At 63.4% G+C, this 23,816-nt stretch carries 17 protein-coding genes; 7 read left to right on the forward strand and 10 right to left on the reverse strand.

The window, feature by feature from the left end; all coding sequences use genetic code 11:
* Nucleotides 1–9: 9 nt before the first annotated feature.
* The 7 genes from tssH to tssB form a co-directional block, all read right to left on the reverse strand.
* Nucleotides 10–2,553 carry a type VI secretion system ATPase TssH gene (tssH, locus tag HU767_RS03340; protein WP_186728513.1) on the reverse strand — a complete coding sequence of 848 codons (2,544 nt, stop codon included), beginning with the start codon at nt 2,551–2,553 and terminating at the stop codon, nt 10–12.
* A 1-nt stretch (nt 2,554) separates the two neighbouring features.
* Complete coding sequence (tssG, locus tag HU767_RS03345) at nt 2,555–3,580, reverse strand: type VI secretion system baseplate subunit TssG (RefSeq protein WP_186728514.1); 1,026 nt, start codon at nt 3,578–3,580, stop codon at nt 2,555–2,557.
* Nucleotides 3,544–5,334, reverse strand: coding sequence for a type VI secretion system baseplate subunit TssF (tssF, locus tag HU767_RS03350; protein WP_186728515.1), 1,791 nt, complete (start codon nt 5,332–5,334; stop codon nt 3,544–3,546). Before tssF ends, tssG begins: the two co-directional genes overlap by 37 nt.
* On the reverse strand, nt 5,318–5,761 hold the full coding sequence (gene tssE / locus HU767_RS03355) for a type VI secretion system baseplate subunit TssE (protein ID WP_186728516.1): 444 nt from the start codon (nt 5,759–5,761) through the stop codon (nt 5,318–5,320). Before tssE ends, tssF begins: the two co-directional genes overlap by 17 nt.
* A 13-nt stretch (nt 5,762–5,774) precedes the next feature.
* Nucleotides 5,775–6,272 (reverse strand): Hcp family type VI secretion system effector, encoded by a 498-nt coding sequence (locus tag HU767_RS03360; RefSeq protein WP_186704839.1) that lies wholly within the window; start codon nt 6,270–6,272, stop codon nt 5,775–5,777.
* A 208-nt stretch (nt 6,273–6,480) separates the two neighbouring features.
* Nucleotides 6,481–7,962, reverse strand: a complete 1,482-nt coding sequence (gene tssC / locus HU767_RS03365) for a type VI secretion system contractile sheath large subunit (protein WP_186704840.1) — start codon at nt 7,960–7,962, stop codon at nt 6,481–6,483.
* Nucleotides 7,963–7,992: 30 nt separating this feature from the next.
* Complete coding sequence (tssB, locus tag HU767_RS03370) at nt 7,993–8,553, reverse strand: type VI secretion system contractile sheath small subunit (protein ID WP_186704841.1); 561 nt, start codon at nt 8,551–8,553, stop codon at nt 7,993–7,995.
* Between the two features lie 224 nt (nt 8,554–8,777).
* Here tssB and HU767_RS03375 point away from each other — a divergent pair, with 224 nt between their 5' ends.
* From HU767_RS03375 to tssA, 5 genes are read left to right on the forward strand one after another with little or no spacing between them, the layout of a single operon-like run.
* Complete coding sequence (locus tag HU767_RS03375) at nt 8,778–9,242, forward strand: type VI secretion protein (RefSeq protein ID WP_186704842.1); 465 nt, start codon at nt 8,778–8,780, stop codon at nt 9,240–9,242.
* Nucleotides 9,243–9,294: 52 nt separating this feature from the next.
* Nucleotides 9,295–10,626, forward strand: coding sequence for a type VI secretion system baseplate subunit TssK (tssK, locus tag HU767_RS03380; RefSeq protein ID WP_186728517.1), 1,332 nt, complete (start codon nt 9,295–9,297; stop codon nt 10,624–10,626).
* Nucleotides 10,627–10,643: 17 nt separating this feature from the next.
* On the forward strand, nt 10,644–11,405 hold the full coding sequence (locus HU767_RS03385) for a DotU/TssL family secretion system protein (RefSeq protein ID WP_186704844.1): 762 nt from the start codon (nt 10,644–10,646) through the stop codon (nt 11,403–11,405).
* A complete protein-coding gene (locus HU767_RS03390) occupies nt 11,402–15,226 on the forward strand; it encodes a type VI secretion protein IcmF/TssM N-terminal domain-containing protein (protein WP_186728518.1) in 3,825 nt (1,274 codons plus the stop codon). The genes HU767_RS03385 and HU767_RS03390 overlap by 4 nt, the downstream gene beginning before the upstream one ends.
* Entirely contained in the window at nt 15,223–16,305 is a 1,083-nt protein-coding gene (tssA, locus tag HU767_RS03395) for a type VI secretion system protein TssA (protein WP_186728519.1), read from the forward strand. Before HU767_RS03390 ends, tssA begins: the two co-directional genes overlap by 4 nt.
* Here the strand turns inward: tssA and HU767_RS03400 are convergent.
* Nucleotides 16,302–17,255 carry a 2-hydroxyacid dehydrogenase gene (locus tag HU767_RS03400; protein WP_186728520.1) on the reverse strand — a complete coding sequence of 318 codons (954 nt, stop codon included), beginning with the start codon at nt 17,253–17,255 and terminating at the stop codon, nt 16,302–16,304. The genes tssA and HU767_RS03400 overlap by 4 nt on opposite strands.
* Before the next feature lie 401 nt (nt 17,256–17,656).
* Between HU767_RS03400 and HU767_RS03405 the strand changes: the two genes are divergently transcribed.
* Nucleotides 17,657–18,937 (forward strand): serine/threonine transporter, encoded by a 1,281-nt coding sequence (locus tag HU767_RS03405; RefSeq protein ID WP_186728521.1) that lies wholly within the window; start codon nt 17,657–17,659, stop codon nt 18,935–18,937.
* Nucleotides 18,938–19,197: 260 nt separating this feature from the next.
* Here HU767_RS03405 and acnB read toward each other — a convergent pair whose 3' ends face one another.
* Entirely contained in the window at nt 19,198–21,807 is a 2,610-nt protein-coding gene (gene acnB / locus HU767_RS03410) for a bifunctional aconitate hydratase 2/2-methylisocitrate dehydratase (protein WP_092348756.1), read from the reverse strand.
* A 407-nt stretch (nt 21,808–22,214) separates the two neighbouring features.
* Between acnB and HU767_RS03415 the strand changes: the two genes are divergently transcribed.
* Nucleotides 22,215–22,685, forward strand: coding sequence for a DUF1289 domain-containing protein (locus HU767_RS03415; RefSeq protein ID WP_186704849.1), 471 nt, complete (start codon nt 22,215–22,217; stop codon nt 22,683–22,685).
* A gap of 216 nt (nt 22,686–22,901) precedes the next feature.
* On the opposite strand, the gene HU767_RS03420 is transcribed toward HU767_RS03415, so the two are convergent.
* A complete protein-coding gene (locus HU767_RS03420; RefSeq protein WP_186728522.1) occupies nt 22,902–23,765 on the reverse strand; it encodes a universal stress protein in 864 nt (287 codons plus the stop codon).
* Nucleotides 23,766–23,816: the final 51 nt, after the last annotated feature.

Genomic DNA, 23,816 nt, shown 5'->3' on the forward strand with positions numbered 1-23,816 from the left:
GCCTGCTCCTTACTCAAGTACCCACTCCGCCAACTTCCCCGTCACCTGCGTCATCAACACATTCTCGACATCCCGTGCCCCCGCCGCGCTGCACTTGGCCAACACAGCCTTGACGATTCCCGCATCGAATTCGAACTGCTTGCCCGTCGCCGCCTTATAGCGCCCGCGCAATTTCTCCAACTTCGCCAACACAATCCCTTCCAGCGTCGCTTCATCCAGCGGCCGGTACGCCACCACCGTCATGCGCGCCAAAAACGCCGGGCGAAACGCTTGCAGCAGCACCTTGTGCAAGGCTTCGTTGAAGGCGTCGCTGCCCAGTTGCGCCACTGGCGTGTCCAAAAGCAGTTCGGCGCCGACGTTGCTGGTGGCGAGCATCACGGTGTTCTTGAAATCCACCACCAGGCCGGTGCCGTCTTCCATCAGGCCTTTGTCGAAAACGTTGTAGAAAGCTTCGAGCACGTCCGGGTGGGCCTTCTCGATTTCATCCAGCAACACCACGGAATAGGGTTTGCGCCGCACCGCTTCGGTGAGCACGCCGCCGCTGCCGTAGCCGACGTAGCCGGGCGGGGCGCCTTTGAGTTGGCTGACGGTGTGGGCTTCCTGATACTCCGAGAGGTTGATGCTGATCAGGTTGCGCTCACCGCCGTACAAGGCATCGGCCAGGGCGTAGGCGGTTTCGGTCTTGCCCACGCCAGTGGGGCCCACCAGCAGGAACACGCCGACCGGTTTCTGCGGGTCGGTAAGGCCGGCGCGGTAGGCTTGCAGGCGTTGGGCGATGGTGTTCAGCGCCGTGCCCTGGCCCATGACTCGCTGGCCCATGCGCTGGCCGAGGGTGCGCACGGCATGGGCTTCATCGGCGAGCATCTTGCCCACGGGGATACCGGTCCATCCGGCGATCACGGCGGCGACGGTCTTGCTGTCCACCTGTTCGGGCACCAGCGGATCGTCCTGGCGAATGGCATCCAGGCCCGCCTCCAGGCGCAGCAGTTCGGCGGCCAGGTGATCAATGCGATTATCGATCTCGGTGTCGGCTTTTTCACTGTCGGCGCGTTCGCTCAGGGCGAGCAGTTCGCGCCGGGTGTCGAGCAGTTCGCGCACGGCTTCGCGCTCTTCGCCCCAGCGGATTTCCAGCTCGCGGATGGCCTGCACGTTGCTGGTCGATTCGCTTTCCAGCAAGGTGATGCGCTCGCGATGATCCAGACCGGTGGCCTGTTCCCGGCGCAGGCGTTCGACTTCATCCTTGAGGCTGTTCTGCCGGTGGCGCAGGCTTTCCAGCGGCGGCGGCACGTCGTGCTGGCCGAGGGCAACCCGGGCGCAGGCGGTGTCGAGCACGCTGATGGCCTTGTCCGGCAACTGGCGCCCGGAGATGTAGCGGTGGGACAGCTTCACCGCCTCGTGGATGGCAGCGTCCAACACCTGCACGCCGTGGTGCTGTTCCAGTTTGCTCGCCACGCCCCGGAGCATTTCCACGGCGGTGAGTTCGTCCGGCTCCTCGACTTGAACCAGTTGGAAGCGGCGGGCCAGGGCCGGGTCTTTCTCGAAGTATTTCTTGTATTCCAGCCAGGTGGTGGCGGCCAGGGTGCGCAGTTCGCCCCGGGCCAGGGCTGGCTTGAGCAGATTGGCCGCGTCGCTGCCGCCCTCCGCACCGCCGGCGCCGATCAGCGTATGGGCCTCGTCGATGAATAGGATGATCGGCTTTTCGGCGCTGCGTACCGCGTCGATCACGCCCTTGAGGCGCTGCTCGAACTCGCCCTTGACCCCGGCGCCGGCCTGCAACAGGCCCAGGTCGAGTACGCGCAGGGTGACTTCCTGCAACGACGGCGGCACATCCCCGGCGGCGATGCGCAGGGCCAGGCCTTCCACCACGGCGGTCTTGCCGACGCCGGGCGCGCCCACCAGGATCGGGTTGTTCTGCCGGCGCCTGAGGAGGATGTCGATGCACTGGCGGATCTCGCCGTCGCGGCCGACGATGGGGTCGATGCGGCCGTTGCGGGCGTCGGCGGTCAGGTCCTGGGTGTACTGGTCCAGCACCGGGTCCTGTTTCTGGGGGACCTCGCCGGGTTTGGCCGTGCGCACGCCACCGACATGTTCACGGGAGCTTTCGGTCCATTCCAATAGATGGGCGCGCAGGGCATCGCGGGGAATACGCAGCAACGACGAGGCGCTGTTGAGCAACAGGCTGCGGCGCTCGTCACGGTCCAGCAGGGCCAGCAGCAACAGCCCCGAGCGGATGCTGTCCAGGCCCAGCACACTGGCCTGGACCACGGCATCTTCCAGCAGGCCGATGGTTTGCGCCGACAGGGCGGGCGTACGGGTGCTGCCGGATTTGAACAGGTCCAGGGCCTTGTTGGTTTCGGCGGCCACCGCGTCACGTTCCAGGCCGAAGCGCGGCAGCAGGCAGGCGAAGTCACCGCCCTCGATGTCGAGCAACTCCAATAACAAGTGTTCGATTTCCACGTAATGGTGGCTGCGCTGCAGGCAGCGTTGTGCCGCCCGTTCCAGGGCGCGGCGGTTGTCCGGGTTGAGGCGTCCGATCAGGCTGGCCAGTTCCATTTCAGGCGATCTCCGGCTGGCGAAGGCGAGTTTCGATCCGTTGCACGGCGAGGGTTGGCTGGCGTTGCAGGCCACCGTTCCAGTTCAACCGTGGCGCGGCCTGACGGCTCAGTTGCAGTGGGCCGGCGCCGCGGATCAGCAGCGCCAGGGTGCAATCCAGGTCAGGGCCGAAATACAAGGCAAAAAGGCTGGCGAGCAACGGATGGGCTTCCCCGGTGGGCAGCAATCCACTGGCCTGGGCCGTGCTCAGCGGGCCGAGAGTCAGGCGCACGCCGGCATGTTCGTCCCAGACCCGAGTGCCGGCCACGGCGTTGCGACCCAGGCGCAGGTTGCGCCCACCCGGTTGCAAGCGGCTACGGCTGGCCGGCGGGATCTCACGCCAGCCACCTGCGTAGGCGCTCAGCTCCACGGGCAAGCCGAACTGTTCACGGACAATCGCCGCGAACCCCTCCAGGGAGCGCCGGCCATCGGCATACAGCGCGGTGCAGGCCAGGACCGCCGAGTCAGGTGCGGCCTGGCGTTCCTGCAAGGCCTTGGGCAACAGGCCGGTCAACGCGCGCAGTTGCGCGTGTACGGCGGACGCGCCTGGCGCCGTGAAACCGAGGGCGATGCGATGTTTGCGCATCACCTTGTACAGCAGGCTGAGCAGGCGATGCTGGAACAGGTCGAGGAATTCCGCCGGGGCGTGGTCCTTCGCCCGCGCCCGTTGTTGTAGCCATTCCTGGTAGGCGTAGGGCAGCGGACCGTCCGGGCCACCGAGGCCGAAGATCGGTGTGGTCAACGTGGGCGGCAGACCGGGTTCCTGGCCCAGGCTCTCCACTTCACTGGCGGCGAACAGCGGCGTCAACGGCCCACGCAGGCGCAAGGCTTCGGCATGCGGCGCGGTGCCGCTGCCCAGGGGTTCGGCCTGGGGATGTTCGCGTTCGAGCAACAGCAAGGCCTGGAGCCATTCGAAGCGTTGCGGGTCGCGCCGCAACCGTTCGCTCAGGTTCAGAGCACCAGGGGTTTGCCGGCTTGGGGTTGCCATGTCTTCACCTCCTTGTCGGACTGGACCAGCACGGTGCGCACGAAGCGATTGGCGGTGGCGTAAAGGGAAAAGAACTGCGCCAGCACCCCGGAGAACAGCACCGCGCTGCTGCCGACGAAGTGTTGCGGATCCAGTTGCAGGCGCACCTCCAGGCCGTTTCGCCAACCGCGCCAGGCGTCTTCGCCAACATGGGCGATGACCCGATCGCAGCCCAGTCCCGCAACCCCTCCGATCTGACGGTGAGCACTGGCCTCATCCCGCAGGTTGTGTAACTCGAGAATCTCGCGCAGTGCGTCGAGTGCCTGGGGGCCTTCGACCAGTGACAGATGGTTGAGGGTCAGTTGCGACACCAGCCGCCAGCGCGATTCACCGTCCAGGCGCGGCAGGCTTTGCGGGCTGGGTGGGTTGCGCAGGCGCGCCCAGGCCACCGGCCCCGGGCGCTCGAAACCCAGGGGCGTGCCGGCCGGCAGGCTTTGGGCCAGGTGGCGGTTGGTGCACAGCAGTTCGGCGGTGAGGCTGTAGTCGCGAGTGTCGGCCAGCGGGTCGAACTGGGTGTCCACCAGGCTGATCATCAAGTCGGTGCCCAGTCGGTTCGGGCTCATGCCGCTGACCCGGCGCGCATGCCAGTAGCAAGTTTGCTCGTTGCCATGCTGGCTGCCGTAATAGGCCGGCACTTTGCGCACACCCTGGCTGGAGATGGCGCGCATGCCCCGGATGCTGTGGATCTCGACGCTGTTTTCCCGATGACTGTCGGCCACCAGCCGGTACTCGCTACGGGTGCCGTCCGGGCGCAGCGGTTCGGACGTGCGGGGAAACAGGTTGATCACCGGCGTGCAGCCCAAGGCGATGTCGCTGGCCTGGAGCGGCAGGCGACTGCTGGGTGCGCGGTCGAATACGATGTACAGGTACAAGGACTGGCTGTCACTGGTGGCGCCGGCCAGGGGCAGGTCGAAGAAGCTGAATTTATCCGGAAAGGCAAAGTATTCGGCCAGCAGGCGCATGCCCGGGTGCACGCCGTCTTCGTCTGGCAGCAAGACCTGGTCGCTGGCGAAGCCGACGATCTGCGGCAGGCCAGCCAACGGTTCCGGCACGCTTCCCGGCGCGCCGGCCAAGACCTTGATGGCGTGAGCGCCCAGCAGATCGTACAGCCCGGCGTTGATCATCGGTGACGCCGCCAGGTGCACCCGCAGCGAGTCGATCCCCAGCGTTGACCACTGGCTTTCCCCCAGGCAACGCAATTCCAGGCGCAAGGCCGAGCGGGCCTGGACCACGCCGGTCAATGCCTGGGCTTCATCGCTGCCCAGCAGCAAGGCTTCGCTGACCTGTACCGGCCACAAATGGACAGCGGCGGTGGTGCGAAAGTGAATGCTCTGGCCTTTGTCGGTGGTGACGAACAGCGGCGTATCGCGGGGCAGCGGATAGCCCTCGTTCAAGTTGCCTTTGCTCGGGTCGGGTTCGAACTGCACGATGGCGCACGACGGCAAGGGCCGCATGGCCAGCGGGTAAAGCTGTTCGAGCAGGGCATCGCTGAATTCGGCGTAGTCGTCGTCCAGCCGCCGTTGCAAGCGCGCGGCCAGCAGGGCGAATCCTTCCAGCAGGCGCTCGACATGGGGGTCGGGGCACTCGCCGGGGGACAGCTCCAGGCGCCGGGCGACCTTGGGATAACGCTCGGCGAACAGGTTCCCGGCATGACGCAACCAGGTCAGTTCGCGTTGGTAATAGTCCAGCAGTTGCGGGTCAATCGAGTCGCTCATGGCGCACCTCAAGGCCGTCGCCGGCGTGCTCGATGACAAAGGCCACGGGCCAGGCATGCACGTCGCCGCGCAGCTCGCCCGACAGCCGTATGCACAGTTGCTGCGGATGGCCCGGCACCGGGCAGACCTCGATCTCGCCCAGGCGCAGGCGCGGTTCGAAGTGGGTGATGGCCTGGCGGATTTCCCGGGTCAGTTGCCGCCGGTCATCGCTGCGTTGCTGTTGCAGCGCGGTCCAGTCGGCGATGCCGTAGTCGAGGATGCTCGGGGGTTCGGTCAGCGCCCGTGGGCCGCGACGGGTATTGAACAGGCGCGACAGCTCGGCATGCACCGAGTCTTGCAGCGCCCGTCGGTCGAACGCCCGCCCGGTATCGTCCGCCAGGCTGGCCAGGCGTTCGAACAGGGGCGGGCGCAGCCCGAAGCCAGCCATGGGCACGGCTTCCTTACTTGGTCATTTTGTTGGCGGCCAGGTCCCAGGTCGTGCCGGCCGTGCCTTCCTTGGTGCCGTCGTCTTTCTGTGCGGTGAGCTCCCATTTGATCTTGGTGAAATTCAGCGACAGGGTTTCCACGGGTTTACCGCCGGTGCCGCCGCTGACACTGACGTTGGACAGCACGACATTGGTCAGGGTATAGACGATGAAGGGCATGATCTGGCCGCTGCCTTCGGCGGCGTTGCGGCCGATGGTGACGACGGCTTGCGGGATGGGCTTGCCGGCGCAGCAATATTCGTTGAGCGACGGGGTGGAGCTGTCGATGAATTTGGTCAGGGTGAATTCGCCGATGTGGGGCCGGCCGGAGGTGCGCTCCGAGTTGCTGACGTCGTTGGTGACCTGCATGGCCACGTTATGGCTGTAGGACATGACCTCGATCTTGTCCGTGAACCCCTCCAGCAGGCTGTCGCCCTTGATGTCGCCGCCGAGGTCGAGAATGATTGCATCCATTGTGTGGAACTCCTGAAGAAGACGAATGAGATGTTCAATGCCGGACCTGTGGCGAGGGGATTCATCCCCGCTGGGCTGCGCAGCAGCCCCCTAAGCAGTCAGCTCAATCTGCCTGACACACCGGGTTGCTGGTATTCAGGGCCGCTTCGCGCCCCAACGGGGATAAATCCCCTCGCCACAACAAGCGTTCTCGCCAAGGTTTTATTGGTCAGGCAGCTACCGGTGGTGGCAACGTCGCCACCAGGCGGATCGAGGCGGTCAACTCCTCCAATTGGAAGTGCGGCCGCAGGAACACCGTGGCCTTGTAGGCGCCAGGCTTGCCGGCCACCTCGGTGACGTCCACCCGGGCTTCGCGCAACGGATACTGCGCCTTGATCTCTTGCGGCGCGTTGTCGTTGATCAGCACGTAGTCGGCGATCCAGTTGTTGAGGTAGGTCTGTACGTTGTCGCGGGTCATGAAGCTGCCGACCTTGTCTCGCATGATCACCTTCAGGTAATGGGCGAAACGCGAAGCCGCGAGCACATACGGCAACATCGCCGAGATCCGCGCGTTGGCGTTGGCCTCGTTGGTGTTGTAGACCTTGGCCTTGTTGGTGGTCTGGCCGCCAAAGAACACCGCCACGTCGCTGTTTTTCTTGTGGCACAGGGAGATGAATCCCAGGTCGTTGAGTTCTTTTTCACGGCGGTCGGTGATCGCCACTTCGGTCGGGCATTTGAGCGACAGGTCGCCGGAACTGGTGCGGAAGGTATGGGCCGGCAAGCCTTCGACTGCGCCCCCGCCCTCGGCCCCGCGAATCGCCGCGCACCAGCCATATTTGGCGAAGGCTTCGGTGATGCGTTGCGCCAGCGTCCAGGCGGCGTTGCCCCACAAGTATTTGCTGTGGTCGGTGCCGTTGACGTCTTCGACGTAGTTGATGCCTTCCACCGGCAACGTGTCCGGGCCGTAGGGCAGGCGCAGCAGGAAGTGCGGCAGCACCAGGGACACGTAGCGCGAGTCTTCGCTTTCGCGGAAGGCGCGCCACTTGATCAGTTCCTGGCTCTCGAAGATCTTCGACAGGTCCCGGGGGATCGCCAGTTCGGTGAAGCTGGTCATGTCGAACAACCGCGGACTGGCAGCGGCAATGAACGGGGCGTGCGCGGCGGCGGCGACGTTCGAGAGTTTTTCCAGCAGGCCGATGTCCTGCGGATGCCGGCCAAAGGTGTAGTCACCCACCAGCAGGCTGAACGGGTGGCCGCCGAAGGTGCCGTATTCTTCTTCGTAGATTTTCTTGAACAGCGCGCTCTGGTCAAATTCGACGGCTTTTTCCAGGTCGTTCTGCAGTTCTTTCTGGGTGACGTTGAGCAGGCGCAATTTCAGCCGGGTGCTGGTTTCGGTGTTCTGCACCAGCAGGTGCAGCCCGCGCCAGGAGGCTTCGAGCTTCTGCAGTTCGGGATGGTGCAGCACTTCGTTGAGCTGGGCGCTGATCAACTGGTCGATCTGGCTGATGCGGTCATTGATCATCGCCACGGTGTCCTTGTCGATGGCCATGCCTTCGTCGAGGACCTGGGTAGCGAATTCGGCCAGCATGTCGCGGGCGTAGTCTTGCTGGCTGTCGTCGTGGGCCATGCGGCCTTCGGCGATGATCTTGTCCAGCAGGGACAGGGTCTGGGTCGTGCTCTCGCTGGTTTGAGCGCTGGATGAAGCAGGCATGGCTTTATCTCCCTTGAATGAGGCGCGCGATCAGGCCTGTGGCTCGGCCGGGGCAGGATCATCGTTGGCGGCGACGGTCGGCAGCTCTGGCGTCGCGTCCTGGGGCCGGGCCGATTTGATCTCCTGCAGGCCTTCGGTATTGGCGATCACGTCACGCAGCAATTTGTCCAGGTCGTCGTTGCCGTCGAGCTTGGTCAGCAAGTCCCGCAGGCGTTGGCGCGCTTCGAACAAACGGCGCAACGGCGTGACCTGCTCCACGACCTTCACCGGGTCGAAGTCGTCGATGTGGCGGAAGTTGAGCTCGATGTTGAGCTTGCTGTCGTCGCCGCTGAGGGTGTTGTTCACCTGCAGCGTGGCGCGGGGGGAGATGGAGGCGAGCACCTCGTTGAAATTGTCCCGATCGATTTCCGTGAAACGCCGCTCGTTGAGCTTGGGCAGCGGGTCCAACGGCTTGCCCGAGAGGTCGGCCAGAATGCCGACGACCAGTGGCAATTCTTTTTTCTCGATGGCGTTGCCAATTTCCACGTCGTAGGTGATCTGGACGCGGGGAGGGCGGACTCTGTCGAGCTTGTGCTGGGTACTTTCTGCCATGGCGGCCGACTCCGATGCATGTGTGGGAGCAATGCATCGGGAGTCCCGCTCATCGCATTCCCTTGCTGATCCGCAGGTTGCAAATGGGCGGCAGAAAACCTGTCATTCCCTTGACGAACCTGGTCCATTCAACCGTGTGGGTCGAACTATCCAAGACGCTAGAACAGGTCTATAAAAAAGCAAGCAAAAACAATTTTTGACCGCTGAGAAAAGGAAGATTCATTTTGCGTGGGTTTTTTTATGGATTTTTTTTGAGCCTGGCACTCTCCGGTTGCTCGCTCTTCGCCCCCAGTGTCGACCTCGACAGCTTGACCCTGGACGTCGCTTCCGGCGCCAACGACGACACGCCGATCGCGGTGGATTTCATCGCGGTGAACGACCCGGACCTGCTCAAGCAGCTGTCGGGCATCACCGCCAGCCAATGGTTCGCCGAGCGCGAACAGTTCCAGCGCGACTATCGTCAACTCATGTCGGTGTGGGGGCTGGAGTTGGTTCCGGGGCAGTTCATCGACCGTCAACCCTTCCCGTTGGAGGGCCGGCGCGCCGCTGGACTTTTAGTCTTCGCCAGCTATAACACTCCCGGAGCCCACCGGCTTCGGCTGGACGATCAGCGCAAGGCCTGGCTGAAGTTCGACAGTCGCGAGATGACCCTGGTCAACGATGGCCAGCGCGATGACAGCCAGCCTTGAGTGAACCGCGGGCCGCCTTGCGCGGCGACATTGGAATGTCGAAGGGAGTCGTATGAGTCTGTTACCTGACGCGGTGTGCTGGCATGAGGGCATGCAATTGCTGCCCCAGCATTTTCAATTGCAAGGGTTGCGCGCCGAGGCCTTGGCTGCGCATTTCGCCGGGGCTTGCAACCCTTGGTTCTGGGGCGTCAGCCAGTTGGAAGTCGACCCGTCGGCCCTCAGCGCCGGCCAGGTTCGACTGCTGCAATTGCAAGGTACTTTGCCGGACGGTTTGCCGGTCAATCTGCAGGCGGGCGTCGGGCCGACCTTGGAGCTGGACATCAGCGAGGCCATCGATAAGACCGACGACGCCACCGTGACCGTTTACCTGGCTGTCAGCCCGTTGTGGCGCGCCGGCCAACTGCTGCCGCTGAAGGGGCGCATGCAATCGGTGGTCGGTGAAGCGCTGCCAGACCTCACGAGCGGCGAGTTTCCCGAGTCAATCACCGTCTGGCGACCGAACCCGAGGCTGTGCACGCAACTGAGCAAGGCCGATTCGATCTGCCTGCCGCTGCTGCGCATCCGCAAGGAGGGCGGCGGTTTCTGGCGCGTGCCGTACACGCCGCCGACGCCGGTCCTGTTGCCGGAGTCGGTCCTCGGTCGGCGGGTCGCCGGGGTGTGCGCCAGGGCTCGGGAAAAATGCATGTTCCTCGCCGGTCGCTTGCGCCAGGCCCAGGCGGCTGGCAACCAGGACGACGCCATGGAAATCCGCCGGCAATTGACCGCCTTGTGGGCGCGCTTGCCGGAAGTCGAAGGGGCGTTGACCACCCGGGTGGCGACGCCCCAGGCACTCTACGGGCTGCTGCTGGGGCTGGCCGGGAGCTGGTCGGCCCTCGATCCGCTGGCAGGCGTCCCGGCCTTCGCGCCGCTGGATTTTCTCGAGTTGCAGCGTGGTTACGAGCCGCTGCTCGACTGGCTGGAAACCACCCTGGAGCTGGTCCGCGCCGGCTATCGCAGCCTGGCCTTCGAGCGCAACGAGCAGGTCTTCTCGATCCAATTGCCGGACGACCAACCGGATCAACGCCTGGTGATCGGCCTGCGCATGCCCAACGGCGCCAGCGAGCAAGCGGCGGCCGACTGGTTGCGCGGGGCGATCATCGCGTCGGCACGGCACGTCCCGCTGCTGAGCCGGCAACGCATGAGCGGTTTGCCCCACCAGGCCATGAGCCGCAACGAACAGGTGGCCTACAGCGTCGGCGACGACACCCGTCTGTTCGTGGTGGCCGCCAGCGGGCAATGGTTCGACGGGCAATTGCCGCTGCACATTGTGGCCCCGGCATCGGCCCAGGCCAGCAGCCCGTGGCAGGTGGTGTTGTTCGTGGCGCAAGCCGGTGAAAGTGCCTGATCGCAGAGGGGAGTCGTATGCCAGACGGAAGTGGCGGGGCGGTTCGGAGTCTGCATGAGGCGCCGCTGAGCAGCGCTTTTCGCCAGGCCTGGCTGAAGTGGTCCCAGGAATGGCAGGACTTGCCCAAGGACAGCGACCCTGCGGTGTTGGTCAATCGGGTGGTGGAGTTTTCCGGGCGCAGTGCCCAGCGTCTGTGGCGGGTAGCCTTCGCCACTGTCGGCGATGCGGCCACCGAGCAGGTCAAGGCGCTGGTCTATGCCTTCGTGGCGTTGGTGGACGAAACCCTGCTGTTCAGCCCCTGGCCTGGGCAATTGGCTTGGCAGCAACACCCCCTCGAATCGCGCATGTACGCCAGTCGCCAGGCCGGCGAACGCTTGCCGGCGGCGATCAAGAAATTGCTGGATGAGCAGATGCCCGGCACCCGGGACCTGGCGAATGTCTACCTGCAATGCCTGATCCTCGGGTTCCAGGGGCGATTGCGTGGCGAACCCGGCCAGCTCCAGCAGGCCAAATGGCGCGGGGCGCTGTTCACCTTCGCCTGGCAACACGAGGCCGATTATGTCGATGTCAGCCAGCGCCTGGCGCTGTCTTCGGCGGTGCCGCCGGTGCGGATGCCGGTGCAGCAGTCGTTGCCGGACGGCTTGCGGCTGGGGTTGGCGATCCTGGCGATGGTGTTGTTGCTCACCGGCCTGGGGCAGGTGTTCTGGCGTGACATTCGCCTGGAGCTCGAACCCGTGCTGCAACTGGGCGAGTCGGTGGTCCAGGAGCAGGACTCATGAGCTTGTTCAGTCTCGTTGCCCTGGTGTTGCTCGCCGTTGTCGTGATGCTGTTGATTGCGGCCCTGGTCTGGTGGCTGCGGACCCAGGGCGGGGCGGCGATCCGCAGTTTCTATGGGGCGGTGCGCCACATGGAGCAGGAGCAGGGCACTCGCGACCGCTATCAGATGCCCTGGCTGATGATGCTCGGCAACGAGACCGACGGTGCCCAGTTATGCGCCCAGTGGCGCTTGCAACCGACCGAGAAGGCGGCCTGGTTCGGGCGCTGGTTTTGCGATGCCGACGGCGCGGCCTTGGTGGTGCCCCAGGCGCTGTTTCTGCCCGATGAGGGCATGAACCGGCAACGGGGCAATTGGTGGCGCCTGCTCGGGCTGATGTTGCGCTTGCGCAGCAAGCGGCCATTGGATGCGGTGATCTGGACCGTGCCGTTCAGCACCCTCGATGACATCGAACACACCACCGAGCTGAGCCTCAAGGTCCGGCGCTGTTTCATCGACCTGTTGCAACGCTTCGGCCTCAGCCTGCCGGTGTATGTGGTGATCACCGGGATGGAAGAACTGCCCGGGTTCCAGGAACTGGTCAGCGCGCTGCCCGCCGAGGCGCGCGAGTCGATGCTGGGCTGGTCGTCGCCGTATTTGCCGGACGCGGCGTGGCAGTCGCAGTGGAGTGACCAGGCCCTGGACCAAGTCAACGCCGCGCTGTCGCAGTCGATCATCGAGATCGGTGCGCTGTCGGGGCAACTGAGTACCGATCTTTATGGCTTGCCGGAGCGTTTCGAAGGCTTGCGGCGGGCTTTGCAGATCCTGCTGGAGCCGGTATTCCAGGGCAATGCCCAAGGCGAGGCGCCGCGTTTTCGTGGGGTGTATTTCACCGCCAGCCAGGCACCTTCCCTCAGCGGCGACGGGTTCACCGCCTCTGACAACGCCCAGCGGCAAACCGTGTTCGCCCGGCAGTTGTGGTCGCGGCGATTGGTGGCCGAACGGGGCCTGGCCCAGCCGGTGCCACGGCTGTTGCGCTTGCGCCAACGCGGGCATCGGTGGGTCGCGGTGGTGGCAATGGTGGTAGGGCTGGTATGGCTGGGGAGCATGGTCTGGGTCTGGCACGATTCAGTGGAGGAAGCCGAGGGGCTGTCGCGGTTGATCCTCAGCGCCCATAAGAACCACCTCGTGGTTGACGCTGACGAGCCGCAACTGGAGCCGACCCGGCACAACGTGCAGAACTATTGGAACGTGTTGGAAAAAGCCCCGCGCTGGCGCTTCGTCTCGGTGGTCTTTCCGACTTCGTGGTTCTCTTCCGTGGACACGCAACTGGAGAATGGCTTGCGCCTGACCGCCCGGCATCATTGGATATTGCCGCTGCGGGACCTGCTCAACTCAGACCTGGAACAACTCAAGTCCATCCGTAACACCGAGCGGCGGGGCAACGTCGAGAGCGAAGACCCGGCGCAATGGCAGAGCTACGTGAAAGCCAAGGCGCTGGTGGACCTGGCGGTACGCCTGGAACAGCACAACCAACTGTTCAGCCAGGTGGTGAACGATCCCAAGGCGCCTCTGGACGAACTGGTGCAACTGAGCAACACCGCCTTGTCCCTGGGCCTCAACACCGGCACCTTGAGCCGCGCACATTTCTACAACCGGGTGCTGTTCGACGCCCAGAACAGCGACTTGAAAGGGCTGGATCTGAACGCTGCTCGCCCAGTGATCTCCGATAATTTCACCGGCCTGATGCAGCGCTGGCTGGACCATTACTTCCTGGCGGACAACTTCGTGCGCCAGGCCGGTTACCTCAAGCTGCACCTGCAACGGCTGGAGGCCGGCAGTGGCAACTCCTTGAGTGAACTTGAAGACCTGATGGCGCTGATCGACGATTTACAGACGTTGGTCAGCTTGACCAATTCCGCCTGGGGTCGAGGCAAGGGCCAGGACCTGGTGCCCGGTTACAGCCAGATGCTCGACAAGGTCAGCCACAGCGCTTTGCTGGGGCCGGATATCGAACAGGACCTGGAGAGCCAGGCGGCGAAGTTGCAGCAGAGTTTTCGTGATCAGTGGATTGTCCAGACCGGTTCCCGGGACAACCTGTTGGTGCAACAGGGCAGCGGCCTGCTGGTCTTGCAAGACCATGTCACGGCGCTGGACGGTGCGGTGCAGGCACTGTTCAAGCGCGATTTCGTGGCGTTGGCGATGCAGAAGGATCCGTCGGACAGCAACCCCGATGCGATGGGCCAGGGCGATGGCAGCGATGACTTCAGCGTCGCCCTGAACTACTTCGCCAGCTACAAGAGCTATGCCAGTGAGGAGCTGCCGCGCATTCCGCCGGATTACCGTGACGCGCTGATGCAGGCCGCCGAAGGTGCCGCGGCGCGGGCCATGTGGCTGAGCCTGGACGAAAGCGACGCGTCATTGCCCGGCATGGGCTTCAATGTGCAGACGGCCCAGGCCGTGGCACTGCAAAAAGCCTTCATGGATGTGCACCGCGGCGACCTGGCGATCCGCTTCCAGCGTCTGCTCAATCGCCGGGCCTTGGCGCAGATCAAGAGTGGCCTGGACGAAATCGATGCCCAGCCGCTGTTCAGCCAGCGGGCCGATATCCAACGCTGGGACGGTTCGAAGAACTTCGGCTTGCAGCTCTACGGTGCCAGCGATCCACAAGACTTGAAGCTGAGCCTGAGCCAGCAATTCGGCGTGATGCTGCAGGCCGCCGAGCAGCGAATGCCTGCCTTGGAATGGCTGATCGTCCAGCAGGACAACCTGTCGGCCCTGGAGCACGACCAGGTGGCGCGCTTCATGGCCCTCAACGACGAATTGCTCAAGTACAAGAACCAGAACCCGGCCAGCTCGGCGGCCCAGCTGGAGCAATTGGTGAGCCGCGACTTTATCGCCATGGACACCGCGTCCTGCGCGCAGATCTTGCAGACCGCCAGCCTGCCCAGCGGGCGCGGTGACCTGGCCCAGCGCACGATTGCCTTGCAGCAGGGCGCCCTGCAGCGCTGCCTGTACTTGCAGCAGGACCAGGCGGCGACCGCCTGGAATGACCTGGCCAACTATTTCAATCAATACCTGGCCGGGCGCTTTCCGTTTGCCCAGGATGTGCGGGCTAGCGATGCCGACCCGGCGCGGGTCCAACACTTGCTGGCGTTGATCGACTCACGCCTGCCCCTGGCCCAGGCCGGGTTGGCGTTGAGTCAGACGCCGGAGCGGCTCGCGGCCGAGGATTTCCTCAACCGTTTGAAACAGGCCGGTACTTGGCTCGGACCGCTGTTCGTACGGGACAAGAGCGGCATTCTTGGCGTGGAGATGGACGTGCGCTGGCGGACCGATCGTGATGAGGAACGCGGCGCCGACCAGGTGATCGCCTGGGGCCTGAACGCCGGCAACCAGCAGATCCGCTACCCCGGCGGTGGCCAGCAGAACCTGCGGTGGATGGTGGGTCAGCCCGTGAGCCTGACCTTGCGCTGGGCCCGTAACGGTTACCAGCGTCCGGCCAACGACCCCTTGCAACCGAACCTGGTGGTGCGCGACCTGGAGGCGGGCTGGGAATACCAAGGGCCTTGGTCATTGCTGCGGTTGATGCGCAACCAGGCGTCAGCCCAGCGCCAGCCGAACGTCGACTACACCGATTTTCCCCTGGCCCTGCAATTGCCAGTCACCGCCCAGACCCAGGCGCGCACGGCGGAGCGGACCCTGATGTTCGTGCGCCTGTCGTTGATGAGCCAGGGCTCCAAGCTGCCGTTGTCGATCCCGCCGCTGCCGACGCGGGCCCCCCGTTCACCCTTCATGGCGACCTCATCGAGCCCCGCCATCGCCACCCGTGAGGAGGGCCTGTGAGCTTGCCGATATCGCCTTTGCCGGAACGGGTCACTCAGTTGCTTGAGCCGATCAGCGCCGAATCGCCCTGTGGCCAGGACCTGCGCTACGAACCGGAATACGATCAGTTGCGCGAATTGCGTCGGGAGGACGACACCAGCCTGCCCACCGGCGTGTGGCAATCTTCGATCAAGCGTGCCCTGTGGCCGGACCTGGAGCGGCTCGCGAGCACGCTGCTGCTGGAGCGCAGCAAGGACCTGATGATCAGCGCCTGGCTGGGGGAGGCCTGGCTGCACATGGCCGGGCTGGAGGGATTGCCGGGCAGCCTGGCGCTGGTGGCGGGGCTGTGCGAGCGCTATCCGGAGCAGTTGCACCCCCAAGCTGACGAAGGCGACCAGTCGTGGCGGGTGATTCCGCTGGAGTGGCTGGCCCGTCGCTACAGCGAAGTGCTACTGACGCGGGTGCCATTGCTCGATGGCCGGGACCCGACGTTCGCCAGTTTCTGCCTGGACGACTGGCAACGCTTGCAGCGCCAGCAGGTATTGGTCAACGACAGCAAGAACGCCAAGGCCTCGGCGGAAGCGGCGCGCAACGATCACAAGAAACTCAGCGAACTGATTCGCGGCACACCCTTGTCGTTCTGGTTGCATCGCCAGGGCAGCCTGATGTTGAGCCTGCAGCACCTGCAACGGCTCGAAGCCTGGAGCGACGCTTACCTGGGCAACCTGGCGCCGGGTTACAAAGCCTTGCAGGACGTGATGCAGGCGTTGCTGACATTGGTAGAGGAGTTCATCGCGATGCACCCACAGCAACCCACCGTCGTGCCGGTGCAAACGGACCCGGCGGCTACGTCACCGACATCCCAGCCACCGGCGGCAGTGGCCCAGGTCTTCCAGGAGCCGGCCAATCGTGAAGAGGCCTACCGACAGTTGCTGGTGATCGCCGGTTACCTGGCCCGCACCGAGCCCCACAGCCCGGTGCCCTACCTGATCCGGCGCGGGGTGGAGTGGGGCAACAAGCCGCTGAGCGAGCTGTTGGGTGAACTGATCAGTGCCGATGCCGAGTCCCGGCGGTTGTGGACCCTGCTAGGGGTGCTTTAAGGCTGCGGGTCGGGTAGCGGCACCGGCGTCAGCACCGGTTTGCCGGAAAAGAATGCGTTCAGGTTCTGGCCCACCAGCTCCACCGTGTCCCGCGTCGCTTCTGGCGACAGGCCGGCCACATGGGGTGTCAGCACAACGTTGGGCAAGTGTTTCAACGCGTCTGGCACTTCGGGTTCGTGGTCGAACACGTCCAGGGCGGCTCCGGCGATCCGTCGATGTTCCAGGGCGTGGATCAGGTCGGTGGTGGCGACCACGCTGGCGCGAGCGATGTTCACCAGGAAACCATGGGGGCCCAGGGCATCAAGGGCCTGTTTGTTGATCAATTGCCGGGTGTCCAGGCCGCCGGGCGTGGCGACGATCAGAAAGTCCGAGACCCGGGCCAGTTCCGTGGGCGTGGCGCAGAAGGTGTACGGCACGTCGTTGCGCATCCGCCGATTGTGGTAGCTGACGTTCATGTCGAAGCCGAGGGCGGCCCGCTTGGCGATCGCCATGCCCACCGCGCCCAGGCCCAGCACACCCAGGCGCTTGCCGGCCAGGGAGGGGCGCATGACCTTGGCCCACTCGCCCCGGCGCACACTCGCGTCGGCCCGGGGAATGTCACGCACCAGCGCCAGCAGCAGCGCCATGGCATGGTCGGCCACCGACGACGCGTTGACCCCGGCGCCGTTGGTCACCACGAGGCCCCGGTTGCGTGCGGCTTGCAGGTCTACCTGCTCGTAGCCGGCGCCGATCACGCAGATGATCTGCAGGCTGGGCAGGGCGGCGATTTCTTCCGCCGTCAAACCCAGGGGGCCGCGGGTCAGCACTGCGCTGAAGCGTTCACCGTGTTCGAAGATCGCGGTCTTGCGTTCGGCCGGCGTGGGCGCCAATTCCAAGTGGTAACCCTGCCGCTCGAGAATCGGCAGGTATTCATTGACGGTTTCAACCAGTACCAGAACGGTTGCGGTCATGCTGGGCTCCTGTGGGCGCTTTGTCGAACATCAGGTATTCAACCTGATTGTAGGAGTCGGGGGCAGGGGGAGCTTGGGCTTTTTGGATTCATTTTTGGATCCTCTTGTCTGTGGGAGCAAAGCTTGCTCGCGAGGCGATGGCACATCCAGCATGAATGTCGGCTGATCCTCCGCTATCGCGAGCAGGCTCGCTCCCACAGGGAAGACAGGAAGACAGGGAAATACGGGGACCATTTTTATGACAGCCATCTGATCCGCATAACCGCTCCTCAGCTAAGTCTTTGCTTCTGCTCGCTAATCCCGGAGAATCGCGCCCCTGTTTCGGCCAGGGCGCTGCCTGTCGGGGTTTTCCGACTCGTCCTGGCCGGGTGCATGTGACCGGAAAGCGGAGATCCGACCGGATGAATGATCAGGCCAATAGCGTCGAAGAGCGCTTTGAAACGACAGTCCCAGCCACCCTCAGCCAATGGAGTCGCCACGACACCACCTGGATGCTGGGTCTGTTTGGCACCGCCATCGGTGCAGGCACTCTGTTCTTACCGATCAACGCGGGCCTGGGCGGTTTTTGGCCGCTGCTGATCCTGGCGTTGCTGGCGTTCCCCATGACGTTTTATGCCCACCGGGGCCTGACCCGTTTCGTGTTGTCCGGTCGTGATGGCGCGGACATCACTGAAGTGGTTGAGGAGCATTTCGGTCTCAAGGCCGGCGCGCTGATCACGCTTTTGTACTTCTTTGCCATTTTCCCGATCCTGCTGATTTACAGCGTGGCGCTGACCAACACGGTGGGCAGTTTCCTGGAGCATCAGTTGCACATCCAGCCGCCCCCTCGGGTCGTGCTGTCCCTGGTGCTGATCCTGGGCCTGCTGGCGGTGGTCCGCTGCGGCGAGCAGGCGATCGTCAAGGCCATGAGCCTGATGGTCTATCCGTTCATCGTGGCGCTGCTATTTCTTGCGGTGTTCCTGATTCCCCACTGGAGCGGCGGCATCCTGACCACGGCGTCGACGCCGCCTGCACCTTCGGCGTTGTTGCATACCTTGTGGCTGGCAATCCCGGTGATGGTGTTCTCGTTCAACCATTCGCCGATTATCTCGGCGTTTGCGGTGGACCAGAAACGTCGCTATGGCGATAACGCCGAGGAACGCAGTTCGCAGATCCTGTCGCGCGCCCATGTGCTGATGGTGGTGATGGTGTTGTTCTTCGTGTTCAGCTGCGTGCTGACCCTGACCCCGGCGCAACTGGCCGAGGCCAAGGCGCAGAACCTGTCGATCCTGTCGTACCTGGCCAACCACTTCAGCAACCCGACCATCGCCTTTGCCGCGCCGCTGATTGCGTTTGTTGCCATCTCCAAATCGTTCCTGGGGCACTACATCGGCGCCAGCGAAGGCCTCAAGGGCCTGATCGTCAAGAGCGGCCGCCGCCCGGCCCCCAAGACCCTGGACCGCCTCACCGCAGTGTTCATGCTGGTGGTGTGCTGGATCGTCGCCACCCTCAACCCGAGCATCCTGGGCATGATCGAAACCCTGGGCGGCCCGGTTATCGCGGCCATCCTGTTCCTGATGCCGATGTATGCCATCCGCAAAGTCCCGGCCATGGCCCGCTATCGCGGTCAGGCTTCCAATGTCTTTGTGATGTTGGTGGGGTTGGTGGCGATTACCGCGCTGGTCTATTCCTTCCTGGCGTGACCTGTTTTTTTGTGGGAGCGAGCCTGCTCGCGAAGGCGGTGTCACAGTCGATGAAGATGTTGGATGGGCCGGCCTCTTCGCGAGCAAGCCCGCTCCCACAGGTTTTGCGGTGTATATGAATTTTGTGTTCGCTGAAAATCCAATGTGGGAGCGAGCCTGCTCGCGATAGCGGTGGCTCGCCGGGCATCGAAATAAACAAGCCATAAAAAAACGCCGCCCCTCGCAAGAAGGGCGGCGTTTTTAGTCGGGCGTTTTAAGCGTTAGGCTTGAACGACCGGGATGTTGGCGTTTGCCGCCGCTTCACGGAACTCGGCGATCTGATCGAAGCTCAGGTAGCGGTACACGTCCGCTGCCATGCTGTCGATCTTGCCGGCGTATTCCATGTACTCCTCGACGGTCGGCAGGCGACCCAGGATCGACGCAACGGACGCCAGTTCGGCCGAAGCCAGGTAGACGTTCGCGCCGTCACCCAGACGGTTCGGGAAGTTACGGGTCGATGTCGACACCACGGTGGAGTTCGGCTCGACGCGTGCCTGGTTACCCATGCACAGCGAGCAGCCTGGCATTTCCATCCGTGCACCGGCCTTGCCGTAGATGCCGTAGTAGCCTTCTTCGGTGAGCTGGTGAGCGTCCATCTTGGTCGGTGGCGACAGCCACAGACGGGTTGGCAGCTGGCCCTTGACCTGCTCCAGCAGCTTACCGGCAGCGCGGAAGTGACCGATGTTGGTCATGCACGAACCGATGAACACTTCGTCGATCTTCTCGCCAGCAACGCTGGACAGCAGACGGGCGTCGTCCGGATCGTTCGGCGCGCAGAGCACAGGCTCGCTGATGTCGGCCAGGTCGATTTCGATGACTTCGGCGTATTCGGCGTCGGCATCGGCTTCCATCAGTTGCGGGTTGGCGATCCAGGCTTCCATCGCTTGGGCACGACGTTCCAGGGTACGTGCATCACCGTAGCCTTCGCCGATCATCCAGCGCAGCAGGGTGATGTTCGATTGCAGGTACTCGGTGATCGACTCTTTCGACAGCTTGATGGTGCAACCGGCAGCCGAACGTTCGGCCGAGGCGTCGGACAGTTCGAAAGCCTGTTCCAGGGTCAAGCCTTCCAGGCCTTCGATTTCCAGGATGCGGCCGGAGAAGGCGTTTTTCTTGCCTTTCTTCTCGACGGTCAGCAGACCGTTCTGGATGGCGAAGTACGGAATGGCATGAACCAGGTCACGCAGGGTGATGCCAGGTTTCATCTTGCCTTTGAAGCGCACCAGGATCGATTCCGGCATGTCCAGCGGCATGACGCCAGTGGCAGCGGCGAACGCGACCAGGCCGGAACCGGCCGGGAACGAGATGCCCATCGGGAAACGGGTGTGGGAGTCACCGCCGGTACCCACGGTGTCTGGCAGCAGCATGCGGTTCAGCCACGAGTGGATGATGCCGTCGCCCGGACGCAGGGAAACGCCGCCGCGGGTCATGATGAAGTCAGGCAGGGTGTGGTGGGTGGTCACGTCGATCGGCTTCGGATAGGCCGCGGTGTGGCAGAAGGACTGCATCACCAGGTCAGCCGAGAAGCCCAGGCACGCCAGGTCTTTCAGTTCGTCACGGGTCATTGGACCGGTGGTGTCCTGGGAACCCACGGTGGTCATTTTCGGTTCGCAGTAGGTGCCAGGGCGCACGCCTTGGCCTTCTGCCAGACCGCAGGCCTTGCCAACCATCTTCTGCGCCAGGGTGAAACCCTTGGTGCTTTCAGCCGGTGCTTCAGGCTTCTTGAACAGGTCGAACGCTGGCAGACCCAGTTCGGCGCGAGCCTTCTCGGTCAGGCCACGGCCAATGATCAGTGGAATACGGCCGCCAGCGCGGACTTCATCCAACAGCACCGGGGTCTTCATTTCGAAGGTGGTGATGACTTCGTCGGTACCGTGCTTGCAGACCTTGCCGGCATGTGGGTACAGGTCGATCACGTCGCCCATGTTCATGTTCGACACGTCGAACTCGATAGGCAGTGCGCCGGCATCTTCCATGGTGTTGTAGAAGATCGGAGCGATCTTGCTGCCGAAGCAGAAACCGCCAGCACGCTTGTTCGGCACGTAAGGAATGTCGTCACCGAAGAACCACAGCACCGAGTTGGTGGCCGATTTACGCGAGGAGCCGGTACCGACCACGTCGCCGACGTAGGCGATCGGGAAGCCCTGGCCGCGCATTTCTTCGATCTGCTTCATCGGGCCGGTCTTGCCTTGCTCGTCCGGAACGATGCCGTCACGGGCCATTTTCAGCATGGCCAGGGCGTGCAGCGGGATGTCCGGGCGGGACCAGGCGTCCGGGGCAGGGGACAGGTCGTCGGTGTTGGTTTCGCCGGTGACCTTGAACACGCGCAGGCTGATCTTGTCGGCCAGCACCGGGCGCTTCTTGAACCACTCGCCGTCAGCCCAGGATTGCAGCACGGCCTTGGCGTGAACGTTGCCGTTCTTGGCTTTTTCAGCCACGTCGTGGAAGGCATCGAACATCAGCAGGGTGTGCTTGAGTTCTTCGGCGGCGACTGGCGCCAGCTCGGCGTCGTCCAGCAGCTCCACCAGGGTCACGATGTTGTAGCCGCCCTGCATGGTGCCGAGCAGTTCGACGGCACGCTTCTTGTCCAGCAGAGGGGATTGGGCCTGGCCCTTGGCCAGGGCGGACAGGAAACCGGCCTTGACGTAGGCGGCTTCGTCGACTCCAGGCGGAACGCGATTGGTGATCAGGTCAACGAGGAAAGCTTCTTCGCCAGCCGGAGGATTTTTCAGCAGCTCGATCAGGCCTGCGGTTTGTTCGGCGTTAAGCGGCTGGGGAACGATACCCAGGGCTGCACGCTCTTCGATATGTTTGCGGTAGGCTTCAAGCACAGTTATTACCCTCATCAGTGGTCCCAAATGGGTGTCCGGGACGCTCATCCAGAAACTCACGGCACTCATGCGCGTCAGGGGGCTTTTTGGGCCTCCACGCCAGAGTTGCCGGAGTTCCTCACAGAAGCTGCTTTCAAAGTTTTACGCCTGCAGAACGGGAGCTGATGAGGGTTGGCGTTGGGCTTTCCCCGCTGGAAATACCCTTCGCCAACACCGCTCTGAAGGAACGACTGTGCTCGTGACGCTTTGAAAACAGCTTCTAACGGACATTGGCGCCTTAAAAGGCTGGCTGATTCTACGGGAAAAAAAAATTAAAGGTAAGTTGGGCCGGGAAGTTTGAGGGGTGATCAATCTTAGACAAAGGGCTAACATGCGGGCCTGTCCTGTTTTTGCGTGTGCGTTTCCTTATGCCCAACCAGCTCATCAAGACCCCTTGCGTCGGCCTTTGCTCCACTGTCTATGGTGACCTGGTGTGCCGTGGCTGCAAGCGGTTCCACCATGAAGTGATCCACTGGAACGGCTACAACGAGGAGGAAAAACGCGCGGTGTGGATGCGGCTCGAACAGCTGTTGGTGCAGGTGATGGTGGCCAAGTTGGAGGTTTTCGACCCCGGATTGCTGCGCCAGCAACTGGAATCACGCAAGATCCGCTTCGTGCCGCATCAGTCGCAATACTGCTGGGCCTATCAGTTGATCGCCCGGGGCGCGCGGGTGATCAATAACCTGGAAGCCTACGGCATGGTGTTGATGCCGGAATTTCGCGATTGGGAACTGCCGGACCTGCGCGATGCCATTGATCGGGAGTTTTTCCTTCTGTCCGAAGCCCACTACCAGCGTTACATCGCGCCGGGGTTCCTGAAGGATGCGATTGGCGGCTGACCACCAGCCATTTGTGCATAGGAGCTTTTGTGCCAGGGCGCTTTGTGGCGAGGGAGCTTGCTCCCGCTGGGACGGTCCGACGCCTCGGGCGCAGCGGCCCTCGCTCTTGACCTGGAAAATTTCCTGGCCCTGACAAATCCAGGCGTCTGCTGCGCAGCCGAGCGGGAGCAAGCTCCCTCGCCACAAAAGCAGGCTGGATCAGCCACAGCGTTCATCTCATTCCTTGACCGCCAACTCCACCAGATGATCCTCCACCTCCTGGGGCTTGAGCACCAGCACATCGCTTTCCAGCGTGTCAAGCACAGCCTCGGCGGTGTTGCCGATCAGCACCCCGGACAACCCCGAGCGGGCCACGGTGCCAATGACCGTCACCGCCGCCTGCAGCTTGCGCGCCATGTATGGAATCAAGACGTCCGCCGGGCCTTCTTCGATGTGCAGATGCTGGTCGTCGATGTCGAATTCGGCCTGGAACGCCCGGCATTGCTCGCGGTAGCGGGCCTCGATGGTTTCCTTGAGCTGGAACGTCGGGTCGGCGGACGAGAGCATTGGCGAGGGGTGGGCGCTGATCACATGCAGGTGCGCCTTGGCGAGGAGGGCGATGTCGTAGCCATGGTCGATGATGGTGGAATGCAGGTGGCGATGCTCGCCGTCGGCATTGCCAACATCGACGGCGGCGAGGATCACCTTGTCTTTCCAGGAACCGGCGGTTTTCACCAGCAGCACCGGGGTTGGGCAATGGCGTAGCAGTTTCCAGTCCGCCGGGGTCAGCAGGGCCTTTTTCAATGGGCTGTCGGGGAAATGCTGTTTGATCACCAACCCGCAACCTTCAGCCTGTTGCACGTCGATAATGGTTTCGTAGAGGCTTTCGTTCCAGGCTTGCTCGGTGGTGACGCTGTAGCCGTCGGCCAGCAATGCGCTCTTGAGCACGCCGAGCAGGCCGGCATGGTCATGTTTTCTGTCGCACACCAACAAGTGCAGGTGGGCCTGAGTCACCCCGGCGATCAGTTTGGCGCGTTTGAGCGCCAGGCTTTCCGCATGTTCGGGTTCGATGACCACCAGGATGCTGCGAATGGCTTGCATGATCGGCGTTCTCCTGAAATGAAAAGGCTGGCGTTGCTCAACTATAGTTCT

It is taken from the genome of Pseudomonas sp. SWRI179, assembly GCF_014268705.1.
Lineage (GTDB): Bacteria > Pseudomonadota > Gammaproteobacteria > Pseudomonadales > Pseudomonadaceae > Aquipseudomonas > Aquipseudomonas zanjanensis.

What these genes read in the sequence shown, in the direction of transcription:
- tssH (WP_186728513.1), bottom strand. Translation starts at nt 2,553, where the DNA reads ATGGAACTGGCCAGCCTGATCGGACGCCTCAACCCGGACAACCGCCGC.
- tssG (WP_186728514.1), bottom strand. Translation starts at nt 3,580, where the DNA reads ATGGCAACCCCAAGCCGGCAAACCCCTGGTGCTCTGAACCTGAGCGAA.
- tssF (WP_186728515.1), bottom strand. Translation starts at nt 5,334, where the DNA reads ATGAGCGACTCGATTGACCCGCAACTGCTGGACTATTACCAACGCGAA.
- tssE (WP_186728516.1), bottom strand. Translation starts at nt 5,761, where the DNA reads ATGGCTGGCTTCGGGCTGCGCCCGCCCCTGTTCGAACGCCTGGCCAGC.
- HU767_RS03360 (WP_186704839.1), bottom strand. Translation starts at nt 6,272, where the DNA reads ATGGATGCAATCATTCTCGACCTCGGCGGCGACATCAAGGGCGACAGC.
- tssC (WP_186704840.1), bottom strand. Translation starts at nt 7,962, where the DNA reads ATGCCTGCTTCATCCAGCGCTCAAACCAGCGAGAGCACGACCCAGACC.
- tssB (WP_186704841.1), bottom strand. Translation starts at nt 8,553, where the DNA reads ATGGCAGAAAGTACCCAGCACAAGCTCGACAGAGTCCGCCCTCCCCGC.
- tssK (WP_186728517.1), top strand. Translation starts at nt 9,295, where the DNA reads ATGAGTCTGTTACCTGACGCGGTGTGCTGGCATGAGGGCATGCAATTG.
- HU767_RS03385 (WP_186704844.1), top strand. Translation starts at nt 10,644, where the DNA reads ATGCCAGACGGAAGTGGCGGGGCGGTTCGGAGTCTGCATGAGGCGCCG.
- HU767_RS03390 (WP_186728518.1), top strand. Translation starts at nt 11,402, where the DNA reads ATGAGCTTGTTCAGTCTCGTTGCCCTGGTGTTGCTCGCCGTTGTCGTG.
- HU767_RS03400 (WP_186728520.1), bottom strand. Translation starts at nt 17,255, where the DNA reads ATGACCGCAACCGTTCTGGTACTGGTTGAAACCGTCAATGAATACCTG.
- HU767_RS03405 (WP_186728521.1), top strand. Translation starts at nt 17,657, where the DNA reads ATGAATGATCAGGCCAATAGCGTCGAAGAGCGCTTTGAAACGACAGTC.
- HU767_RS03415 (WP_186704849.1), top strand. Translation starts at nt 22,215, where the DNA reads ATGCCCAACCAGCTCATCAAGACCCCTTGCGTCGGCCTTTGCTCCACT.
- HU767_RS03420 (WP_186728522.1), bottom strand. Translation starts at nt 23,765, where the DNA reads ATGCAAGCCATTCGCAGCATCCTGGTGGTCATCGAACCCGAACATGCG.